This is a genomic window from Streptomyces sp. WAC 04229 (assembly GCF_003947455.1).
Classification (GTDB): Bacteria; Actinomycetota; Actinomycetes; order Streptomycetales; family Streptomycetaceae; genus Streptomyces.
Genome location: NZ_QHJH01000229.1, coordinates 1 through 11,157, shown reverse-complemented (window position 1 = coordinate 11,157; position 11,157 = coordinate 1). Strand labels below are relative to the sequence as shown.

Annotated in this window: 7 protein-coding genes; 1 reads left to right on the top strand and 6 read right to left on the bottom strand. The window is 71.2% G+C overall.

Annotated features, from left to right (window positions below; all coding sequences use genetic code 11):
• The first annotated feature begins 202 nt into the window (after window positions 1-202).
• Window positions 203-1,258, top strand: a complete 1,056-nt coding sequence (locus tag DMH12_RS34115; RefSeq protein ID WP_125495214.1) for a glycosyltransferase family 2 protein — start codon at window positions 203-205, stop codon at window positions 1,256-1,258.
• A 6-nt stretch (window positions 1,259-1,264) separates the two neighbouring features.
• Here DMH12_RS34115 and DMH12_RS34110 read toward each other — a convergent pair whose 3' ends face one another.
• The 6 genes from DMH12_RS34110 to DMH12_RS34085 form a co-directional block, all read right to left on the bottom strand.
• Window positions 1,265-2,833 (bottom strand): LCP family protein, encoded by a 1,569-nt coding sequence (locus tag DMH12_RS34110; protein ID WP_125495213.1) that lies wholly within the window; start codon window positions 2,831-2,833, stop codon window positions 1,265-1,267.
• Window positions 2,834-2,910: 77 nt separating this feature from the next.
• Entirely contained in the window at window positions 2,911-4,656 is a 1,746-nt protein-coding gene (locus DMH12_RS34105) for an LCP family protein (protein ID WP_185832720.1), read from the bottom strand.
• A gap of 205 nt (window positions 4,657-4,861) precedes the next feature.
• Window positions 4,862-6,544, bottom strand: a complete 1,683-nt coding sequence (locus tag DMH12_RS34100; RefSeq protein ID WP_185832719.1) for an LCP family protein — start codon at window positions 6,542-6,544, stop codon at window positions 4,862-4,864.
• A 196-nt stretch (window positions 6,545-6,740) separates the two neighbouring features.
• Complete coding sequence (locus DMH12_RS34095) at window positions 6,741-8,447, bottom strand: LCP family protein (protein ID WP_125495212.1); 1,707 nt, start codon at window positions 8,445-8,447, stop codon at window positions 6,741-6,743.
• Window positions 8,448-8,708: 261 nt separating this feature from the next.
• Window positions 8,709-9,890 (bottom strand): LCP family protein, encoded by a 1,182-nt coding sequence (locus DMH12_RS34090; RefSeq protein WP_125495211.1) that lies wholly within the window; start codon window positions 9,888-9,890, stop codon window positions 8,709-8,711.
• 268 nt (window positions 9,891-10,158) lie between these two features.
• Window positions 10,159-10,923 (bottom strand): TIGR03089 family protein, encoded by a 765-nt coding sequence (locus DMH12_RS34085; RefSeq protein WP_125495210.1) that lies wholly within the window; start codon window positions 10,921-10,923, stop codon window positions 10,159-10,161.
• Between the last annotated feature and the right edge of the window lie 234 nt (window positions 10,924-11,157).

Genomic DNA, 11,157 nt, shown 5'->3' with positions numbered 1-11,157 from the left:
CCCCGGGGGGACGAGGCCGGGACCCGGGGGGAGCGGGGCGGCGTGGGCAAGGTGACACCTCCGCGAGGACGGGCCCTTGGCTGCGGACCGTGAGGCCGGACGTGGGATCCGTGAGCACCGTAGGCCCATACGATCTGCTGCTCGCGGCTGTGACCCCCGCGGCGCGCACCCGTGTCCCCCGTTCGCGGTAACGTGAGCACCGATGAACGCCAAGTCCGACGTGCGGCCGCCCGCCGTTTCCGTGATCATGCCCGTCCTCAACGAGGAGCGGCACCTGCGCGGCGCCGTCCGCGCCATCCTCGCCCAGGAGTACGCCGGCGAGATGGAGGTCGTGATCGCCCTCGGTCCCTCGACGGACCGTACGGACGAGATCGCCGCCGCACTCGTCGCCGAGGATCCGCGCGTGCACACCGTGCCGAATCCCACCGGCCGTACGCCCGCCGCGCTGAACGCCGCCATCAAGGCCTCCCGCCATCCCGTCGTCGTCCGCGTCGACGGCCACGGCATCCTGTCGCCCGGCTACATCGCCACGGCCGTACGGCTGCTGGAGGAGACCGGCGCGCACAACGTCGGCGGCATCATGCACGCCGAGGGCGAGAACGCCTGGGAGGACGCCGTCGCCGCCGCGATGACGTCGAAGATCGGCGTGGGCAACGCCGCCTTCCACACCGGCGGCGAGGCCGCCCCGGCCGAGACCGTGTACCTGGGCGTCTTCCGCCGCGAGGCGCTGGAACGGCAGGGCGGGTACAACGAGGAGTTCATCCGCGCCCAGGACTGGGAGCTGAACTTCCGCATCCGCGAGGCCGGCGGCCTCATCTGGTTCTCGCCGGAGCTGCGGGTCTCCTACCGCCCCCGGCCGAGCGTGCGCGCTCTGGCCAAGCAGTACAAGGACTACGGCCGCTGGCGGCACGTCGTCGCCCGCTACCACTCCGGCTCCATCAACCTGCGCTACCTCGCCCCGCCGACCGCCGTGTGCGCCATCGCGGCCGGTGTCGTGGTGGGCGCCGCGCTGACCCCGTGGGGCTTCGTCGTGCCGGGCGCCTACCTGGCCGCGATCGTCGCGGGCTCGGTCCCGGCGGGCAAGGGGCTGGGGCTGAAGGCGCGGGCCCGGATCCCGGTGGCGCTGGCGACCATGCACATGTCGTGGGGGTGGGGCTTCCTGACCAGTCCCAAGTCGCTGGCCAGGAAGGTCATCGCCTCGCGGCGCCCGGCCGTCCAGGCCGACGCCGGGACCGCCGACGCCGCCGGAGCGCGCTGACGTCCGTCAGGGGCTGAACGCCGGGTCCACCTTCATGCAGGCGTTCTCGTCCGCGCCGTTGAGGGCCTCGGCCGAATCCGGGGTGCGGTCGTCGGACTCGGGCGCCTGGTACGCCTTTCCCTCGCGCCAGTCGGCGCCCACCACGAGGGTGACCCCCGAGACGTCGGTCGACCGCTGCACCGAACTCGCGGGTATCCCCAGGGACTCGGCCACGCGCCGGGCGTCGCCCTCCAGGTCGGCGCTCGGATAGCGGACGAGCGTGCGGTCCTCGCTCGGCAGCACCGAGGGGTCCGCGACGGCCCTGGTGAAGCCCCGCTCCACCAGCAGACCGGCGACCGTGTTCGCGCGTCCGCCGGCCGCGCCGAGGCGGTCCGTGCGGGTGCCGTTGCGGACCTGGACCGCGATCTCGCCGTCGGGAGCGGCGGGGTCGTCCGGCTCCGCCGGCTCCGCCTCGGGCTTCTTCTTCGCGTCCTTGCCGTCCAGCGCGATGTCCTCGCGCACCAGCCGGAAGAGCTGTTCGGCGTCCTCGGTCGGCTCCACGCGCGCGCCCACGTACCGGTTGGGCATCGTGGCCATGGTGATGCGCTCCGGCTTCACCCGGCGCAGCTCGTCGCTGAGGTCGTACAGCTTCTTGACGGTGTCCAGACCCGGGTCGACGGTGAGTGCCGAGGTGGCCTCCTCGGCCAGCCTGCGCAGCTTGTTCGGGTTGCCCAGGGTCGCGTTCTCGCGCAGCGTCCGGACCATCGAGTTGAGGTACATGTGCTGGGCCTTCGCCCGCGCCAGGTCGCTGCCGTCCTCGAACCCGTAGCGGGTGCGCAGCCACTGCAGGGCCTGCTCGCCCTTGACCGGGTGCGTGCCCTTCTCCAGCTTCAGACCCGAGCCGTGGCCCTCGCCGTCGCGCGAGTGGATGTCGGCGTCCACACACACCGGGACACCGCCGACGGCGTCCGCCATGGCGACCACGCCCGCGAAGTCCACCATCACGAAGTGGTCGATGTGGATGCCGGTCAGCTCCTGCCAGGTGGCCACCGTGCAGCCCGGGCCGCCGTGCCCGAGGCTCTGGTTGGTCATCACCCGGCCGCCGCTCGCCGGGTACACCTTCCCGTCGTCCGGGTCGGTGCACTTGGGTATCTCGACCAGGGTGTCGCGCGGCATGCTCACCACCGACATGTTGCTGCGGTCGGCGGACAGGTGCACCAGCATCTGCACGTCCGCCAGCGGCGTGGAGCCGAACGTCTCGCGGGCGCCGCCCAGTTGCTGGTTCTCCTCGCTGTCCCGGGCGTCCGAGCCGATCACGAGGATGTTCAGCGGGATCTGCCCGGCCGCGTTCGGCGTCGGCGCGGCCACCTTGCCGTCCCCCAGGTTCAGGGGGTCCTTCTCGATGTTGCCGTTGAGGTGCTCGTAATAGAGGTAACCGGCACCGGCCGTGCCGGCCAGGACCACGGCGAGCACCACCGCGCTCCAGCGCAGCGCCCGGCGGGCACGCCGCGGACGGCGACTGCCGGTCCCGTCGCTCTCCTGGACGTCCGGGACGGCGTCCCGTCTGTCCTCCTCCTGCACACCGCTCCGCGTCACTCGCGCGTCCCTCCCCACCCCCGCGCCACCGCGCGGACCCGTCGCCGTCATGTGAGACGTACGACGGGTCCGTCAGGTCAACTGGCGCACTGCTTCTGGTCGGCCGTGGACTCGTTGTCCAGGTCCGGCTTCTTGACGGCGGCGTCGAGTCTGACTCCGGCGCCCTTGAAGTCCTTGCCGAGGGTGAGGGTCATGGTGGGCAGGCCCTGGGAGTTGGTGACGCTTTCGCCGGGTTTCATGGCGGCGCCGGACAGGCCGAGGATCTCGGCGAGGGCGCGGGCCTGGTCGGCCTGGTCGGGGGCGTACTCCAGGGTGGTCTTGGCGAGATCCGCGGGGGCGTTGCCGGCGTTCTCGGACTTGGTGACGCCGGCGCTCGTCTGGAGGTAGGAGAGTTCCTGTTGGGCGCTGCCGACGGGGGCGCCGCCGTTCATGACGCGGACGCGGACCTCGGAGGGCTCGGACCGCTCGCCCTGGAGCCGGGCGGCGACCTGGGCCGCCTCCTTCTTCTCCTTCTCCGACTCCTTCTTCTTGACCTCGGTGAAGGAGACGTCGTTCCTGATCATGTCGAAGACCTGGGGGCCCTTGGTCTCGTTCACGACCACCGTCGCCTTGACCTTCTCGGCCGGGTTGTCGATCACCGGCACCGTGGTGAACGTGATGTTCTTCGGCGGCACCTTCTTCAGCTCCAGGGCCATGTCCTTGAGCGTGCCCACCTTGCCGATGGCCTCGTCCACGGTCAGGGCGTTGGTGGCGGCCTCGGCGAGCTTCACCAGCTTGGTGGGGCTGGTGAGGGTGTCGCTGGAGGACATCTTGCGCATGAGCGAGCCGAGGAACTGCTGCTGCACCTTGATGCGGTCCAGGTCGCCCTCGTTGCCGAAGGCGTGCCGGGTGCGGACGAAGGCCAGCGCCTGCTCGCCCTCCACCTTCGACTCGCCCGCGGGCAGCTTGAGATGGGACTTCGGGTCGTCCACGGCGTTCTCCACGCACACGTCGACGCCGCCGACCGCGGTGGTCAGCGTCTTGACCGCGTTGAAGTCGGCCATCATGAAGTGGTGCGGCTGGATCCCGGTCGCCTCCTTCACCGTGCGCATGGTGCAGCCCGGATCCCGGCCGCTCTCGCCGAGGCTGGTGTTGAAGCGGACGCCGGTGGAGCCGGGGATGATCTTCGTCGTGCCGTCCTCCTGCACGGTCTCGCAGTCGGGGACGTCGACGATCAGGTCGCGCGGGATGCTGAGGGCGGTGGCGTTGGAGCGGTCCTCGGAGACGTGCAGCAGTATGTTCGTGTCCGCGTGCCCGACGCTGCCCTTGTCGCCGTAGCCCTCGTTGCCCTCACCGGTGCGCTTGTCGGTGCCGATGATGAGGATGTTGAAGGCCTCGTTCTTCTTGAAGCTGCTGCTTCCGGCGCTGCCTACGTCCGTCGTCGACACGTTGCCCTCGAGGTGCTTGAGGTAGACGTAGCCGCCGACCCCGGCCACGAGGACGACGAAGGCCGTGCTGCCTCCGGCCCAGAGCAGGGCCCGCTTGCCCTTCGACTTCTTCTCCGGCCGGCGTCCGCGCCGCCCCGGTACCGGCTCCTCGGGCGCGGACCTGCGCCGCCGCTGGGGCGGGACCTCGCGGCCGGGCGCGGCCGTACGGCGACGGGCCGTGCCCGCCGTGCCGCCGCCGGCGTCGCCGGAGCGGGGTGCGCCCCGGCGGGGGCCCGGAACGGACGACTGCGGTGCGGAAGGGGACAGCTGCAGTTCGTATTCGCCGGTGCGTGGATTCAGTACCCACTGGTCTGCGGGATCGACATCGTCTGCCCGCCCACGTCCTTGCGCGTCCACGGTCTCCCAATCCTCCGTCGGGGGCCACGCGGCGCCTTCTCCGGAAGGCGCACGATGAAGGGTCAACTAGTGCACGACGCCAGGGCTGGCCTCGCGGCAGGGGCACTGGAGCGCTCACACTATCCGCCCAGTTCAGCGTCGAACGACTCTGGTGTCACATTCGACGCCCCTACAACAGGGCAATCCCTCCTATTTTCGTGAACTCCTACCATCGATAGGGCTTGTAGACGTCCATGCACTTGCCGGTGTCCGAGCCGTTGAGGGCGTCGCTGTCGTCCGGCAGATCCCCCGCCTCGGGCGTCTTCTGCTTCGGGTAGGACGTGCCCGAGCGCCAGTCAGCTCCCACGGCGAGCGTGATCCCGGACACGTCGGTGGACTTGCGCACCGAGCTCGCCGGGATGCCCAGCGCATCGGCGACGCGCCGCGCGTCGCCGGCCAACTCGTCGCTCGGATACCGGACCAGGGTCCGCTCCTCGGAGAGGGCGGCGTAGGTTTCGGTCGTCGCCCTGGAGAAGCCCTTCTCCGTCAGCATCCCGGCGACGGCACGCGCCCGTCCGCTGACCGGGCCGAGCGAGCCGGAGCGGGTGGCGTTCTGGACCAGGACGCCGATGTCGGAGTCGGCGGCGGGTTCGTCGGAGGGCTTCCCGGTGGCGCCCTCGGCGTCCCTCGGGTCCTTGCCGCTCCCGCCGCCCTTCTCGTCCTTGCCGCCCTTGTCGTCGAAGGACACGTCGTCGCGGAGCATCGCCCACATCTGGTCCGCCCCGGCGGCCGGCAGCAGGTGGTTGGCGTCCTGGTCGTCCGCCACGGTGGGGATCGTCGTCATGGTGATGCGGTCCGTGGGCACCGTCTTGAGCTGCATGCCCAGGTCGTACAGCTTCTTGACCGTGCCGACCTCCTCGGAGACGGTCAGGGACTTGGTGGCGGCCTCGGCCAGGTTCATCAGCCGGCCGGTGTCGGTGAAGACGTTCTGCTGCTTCAGCGTGCGGATCATCGAGTTCATGTACATGTGCTGGGCGCGGGCCCGCAGCGGGTCGCTGCCCCAGGCGTGCCGGGTGCGCAGCCACTGGAGCGCCTGCTCGCCCTGCACCTTGTTGCGGCCGGCCTCCATCTTCAGACCCGAGCCCCCGGGGACGCCGGGCAACGGACGGTCCCACACGTTCTGGTTCACACAGACCTCGACGCCGCCGACGGCGTCCGCCATCGAGACCACGCCCGCGAAGTCGATCGTCATCCAGTGGTCGACGTAGACCCCCGTGAGGTTCTCCCAGGTGGCCAGGGTGCAGCCGGCGCCGCCGCGGGCCAGCGACTCGTTGATGATGGCGTTGGTCGCGGGGAACGTCTCCCCGGTCTCCGCGTTCTCGCACGCGGGGATGTCCACGCGGGTGTCACGGGGGATGCTCACCACCGCCGCGCTCTTGCGGTCCGCGGCCAGGTGGATCAGCATCTGCACGTCGGCCAGCGGCGGGTTGTCGCGGTTGTTCTTGCCGCCGCCCAGGGCCACGTTGGCCTCGGAGGCGCGGCTGTCGGAACCGATCAGCAGGATGTTCAGGGGAGTCTGACCGGCCGCGTTCGGCTCGGTGCGGTGCGCCTTGGAGTCGCCGCTGCTGCGCGCGCCCTTCTCGATGTTGCCGTTCAGGTGCCGGTAGTAGAGGTACCCGGCGCCCGCCGTGCCGAGTATCAGCACCGAGAGGACCGTCGCCGACCAGCGCAGCGCCCGGTGCCGGCGTCCGGGGCGCCGGCGCCGCGACCGGCGGCGGTGCCCCTCTCCCCGGCCCGGCGGCCCTGCCGTGCCGGTGCCCCCCCCGTCCTCGCCGCCGGTGTCCCCGCCGTGAGCCTGTCGGACCGCGCCCGGCCGCCTTCCCTCCCCCTGCACACTGCCCTGCGTCATGTCCCTCTCCCACCCTCGGCCCGTGAACGCGCCCCTGCGCGCGACCTGTTCGCACAGTTGGACGTACGGCGCCCCTCGTTGGCTGTACGGCGGCCCCGACGGATTGCGGGCGCCCCGCGGGGCCGCTTCCGTCCCGGCCGTCCCCCGGCGCACCGATGGACTGTCGTACTGTCAGACGGGTTTGGAGGCCGTCAGGTCACTTCGCGCACTGGACCTTGTCCGCGGTGGACTTCTGGAGGTCCTCCGGGGCCTTCGCGGAGGCGGCGTCGAGTTTGACTCCGGCGCCCTTGAAGTCCTTGCCGAGGGTGAGGGTCATGGTGGGCAGGCCCTGGGAGTTGGTGACGCTTTCGCCGGGTTTCATGGCGGCGCCGGACAGGCCGAGGATCTCGGCGAGGGCGCGGGCCTGGTCGGCCTGGTCGGGGGCGTACTCCAGGGTGGTCTTGGCGAGATCCGCGGGGGCGTTGCCGGCGTTCTCGGACTTGGTGACGCCGGCGCTCGTCTGGAGGTAGGAGAGTTCCTGCTGGGCGCTGCCGACGGGGGCGCCGCCGTTCATGACGCGGACGCGGACCTCGGAGGGCTCGGACCGCTCGCCCTGGAGCCGGGCGGCGACCTGGGCCGCCTCCTTCTTCTCCTTCTCCGACTCCTTCTTCTTGACCTCGGTGAAGGAGACGTCGTTCTGCACCATGTCGAAGACCTGCTGGGCGGGTCCCTCCTTGAGCACGACCGTCGCCTTGACCTTCTCGGCCGGGTTGTCGATCACCGGCACCGTGGTGAAGGTCAGGTTCTTGGTGTTGAGCTTGCCCAGTTCCAGGCCGAGGTCCTTCAGCTTGCCGATGCTGTCCAGCTTGGAGTCGACGGTCAGCGCCTCGGTCCCCGCCTCGGCCAGCTTCAGCATCTTCGACGGGCTGGTCAGCGTGTCGTTGGACTTCAGCTTGCGCATCAGCGCGCTGAGGAACTGCTGCTGGATCTCGATACGGCTCAGGTCGCCGCCGAATCCCACGGAGTGCCGGGTGCGGACGAAGGCCAGTGCCTGCTCGCCCTCGACGGTGTGCTCGCCCGCCGGCAGCTTCAGGTGCGAGTCCGGGTCGTCGATGTCCTTCGCCAGGCACACCTCGACGCCGCCGACGGCCGAGGTCAGCGTCTTGACCGCGTTGAAGTCGGCCACCATGAAGTTGTCCGGCGTCACCCCCGTCAGCTCGGTGACGGTCCGCATGGTGCAGCTGGGCGTACGGCCGTCCTGGCCGAGGCTGGTGTTGAAGCGGACGCCGCTGGAACCGGGGATGACCTTCTGCGTCCCGTCCTCCTGCGTGGTCGGGCAGTCGGGGACGTCGACTATCAGGTCGCGGGGGATGCTGAGCGCGGTGGCGTTGGAGCGGTCCTTGGACACGTGCAGCAGGATCGTGGTGTCGGCGTGGCCGGCGCTCCCGGTGTCGCCGTAGCCCTCGTTGCCGCTGCCGGTGCGCTTGTCGGTGCCGATCAGCAGGATGTTGATGGCCTTGTCCTTCTGGAAGCCACCGGTGCTCGCGCCGTCGTCGGAGACGGACTGGATGTTGCCGTTCAGGTGCTGGAGGTACAGGTACCCGGCGGTGCCGCCGGCGAGGACGACGAACGCCATGGTGCCGCCCGTCCACAGCAGGACGCGCTTGCCCCTCGACTTCTTCTTCGCCGGCCGCCGGCGCCCCGCGCGTCCCGGCGGCGGTTCCCCGGGAGCCGAACGGCGTCTGCGCTGTGGGGGGACCCCACGGTCCGGTGCCGGGGCGGGTGCTGCGCCCCGGGGGCCCGGGACCGGTGACTGCGCTGCGGAAGGGGACAGTCGCAGTTCGTATTCGCCGGTCTCCGGATTGAGTACCCACTGGTCTGCGGGGTCGATGTCGCCCGCCCGTCCACGGCCTTGCGCGTCCACGGTTGTCCGAATCCTCCGTCGGGGCCACGCGGCGCCCTCCCCTCCGGGCGCCCGGTCTCGCTCACTCGGTGCGCGGCCTCGGGCAGAGCCTCGGGGCCGGGCACACCGGATCGCTCACACTAACCGCCCGGTTCGGCTCGGGGCGATGGCAGTGATGCATGCCACGAAACTTACAACTGGGCAATCCAGCGCATTTCTTGGACAATTGTCCGTACTTTCATGCGTGCCTTGCATCCGTCTTGCCGTGACTTTGAACGCGCTTTACTCGCAGACGTCTTCGTCGGCGGTGTTCCCGCTGAACGTCGGCGCAGGAGAATCGGCGTCCCTCGGCTCGCCGTGGACCGGCGCGGCGATCGTCACCGGGTCGTCCGTCCGCAGCCGCGTGAAGAGCGCCTCGGCGTCGGGCTGCACGAGCTGGTCCCGGTTGGCGTCGCCCGCGTAGGACTCCCGGGGGACGGTCAGGAACTGCACACGCTCGGTGGGAATGTCGCGCAGCCCCCGCACGAGGTCGTACAGGCCGCGCAGACTCGCCAGATTCGGGTCCGTGGTCAGTGACGACGTGGCCGCGTCGAGAACCGGGTACAGCTTCACCGGATTCAGCAGTACGCCATTGCTCTGCACCTTGTTCACGAGCGCCCCGAGGAAGCGCTGCTGCCGGTCCATCCGGTCGGTGTCGCTGCCGTCCCCGAGCGACTTGCGGGCGCGGACGTATCCGAGGGCCTGCTCACCGTCGAGCGTCACCCGACCCGCGGGCAGCTTCAGCTTGGCGTCCTCGTCGTCGACCGGCTTGCGCAGGCACACCTCGACGCCGTCGAGGGCGTCGACCATCTTCTTGAAGCCCTGGAAGTCGACGACCACGTGATGGTCGATCCGGATGCCGGTCAGCTTCTCCACGGTCCGGATCGAGCACGCCGAGCCGCCCGCCGCGAAGGAGTAGTTGAACTGTGTGAACACCGGCGCGGTGCGTGCCCCGTCCGGGCCGTGGCAGCCGGGCACGTTCACCATCAGGTCGCGGGGGAGGGAGACGGCGGTGGCGCTGTCCCGGCCCGCCGCCAGGTGCAGCAGGATCGTGGTGTCCGACCGCTCGGTCCCGGAGTCCCGGCCGTAGCGTGCGTTGCCGTCGCCGGAGCGCGAGTCCGACCCGATCAGCAGCACGTTCTGCGCGCCGCGCACCAGGGCGGTGGGGCGCTCCTTCTCGTACCGGGCGAGTTCGGCGGCCGCCGCCTCGTCCGACGTGATGTTCCCGTTCAGCTTCGCGTACACCGCCCACCCGACGCCCACGGCGCCGACGGCCACCACGCCCACCGCGATCCCCGCCCGGGCCAGCCGCCGCCTCCGACGCCGCCGCCTCAGCCCGTCCCCGGACGCGGACGCCCCCGCCCCCTTGCCGGCGTCATCGCTCACGTCTCCCTCCGTCCCGCACCCGTGCGCTGTGACGATCATGCGGTGCGGGGGAGGGGGACGCGGAACGATAGTGAGCCGAACGGGTCGGGCGGGCCGCACCCACCTGCGGGCAGTCGTGCCGCTGGGGCGATGGGGGTCCCCCCGCTCGAGCGAAGCCGAGAGTGGGGGAGGGTGGGCGCAGCGGCACCCCGCTACGCCGGGCCGCGGACCCACCTCACGCCGGCCCGAACGCCGGTCACGGTGTCAGCGCCGGCCCGCGCAGGTTCACCTCACGCCGACGCCGGATCACCAGTCACCTGCCAAGACCTCACCGAGCCGTGGCAGAAACCCGCTCCGCCTCGATCCGCTGGTCCAGCACCCCGCCCCCCGCCTGCTCCAGGTGCCGGCACAACACCACGGACCCCCCACTGGCCAACGGCCCGTACAACCCGGCGCTCAACCCCTCCCACGTGTCGTACGGCAGCCCCGACAGGATCCGCGCCCCCGGCCCGGTGAGCCCCAGCCCGGACGCCTCCGCCCGCGCCCGCTCCACGACCTCCGCCCCGCTGAACTCCCGCCCGGCCACGATCAGCGCGGGTCCCTCCGGATCCACCGGCGCGTACGGCACGAACCGGTCCCCCTGCCCCGGCACCTCCACCGCGTAGTCGGCGAAGCCCTCCGGCGCGCGCGGCGCGAACCGCCCGCCGAGCGGCCGCAGCGCCAACGCGATCCGCGCGCCCGAGCACGCCCGCGCGGCGTCCAGCGACTCGGGCTCCGGCCCGCTGACGACCACGTCGGCCGACGCCGGGTCACCCGCCACGTCCGCCACGGCGCCCACCGACGCGCACGCAAGCAGCCACACCGCCGTCTGCCAGTGCGCGGGCAGCAGCAGCGCGACCCGGTCGCCGGGCTCGACGGAGAGTTCGTCCTGGAGCAGATTGGCGGTCTTGGCCACCCAATTGGCGAAGGTGGCGACGGACAGTTCGACGCGTTCGCCGGTGGCGTCGTCGTAGAAGGTCACCAGGGGGCGTCCCGGGTCCGCGGCGAGCGCGGAACTCAGCAGGTCGGCAGGGGTCCGATCGGTCGCGTTCACCCGCGCAAGCGTACGCGGCACCCCACACCCGCACCGAGCGGGCGGCGTACCGCACCACCACCGGTTCGGACGAAGGCACCCTACGGGCCGTCAGATCTCAAATGGACATATTTGTATATCCATGTCCAGTATCAGGGGCATGCGTGGATTCCTTGCTTCCTCGATCGGTGTCACGACCGCGGCGGCCCTGGCCGTCCCGCTCGCCCCACCCGCGGCGGCGGCCACCTCCGCGCC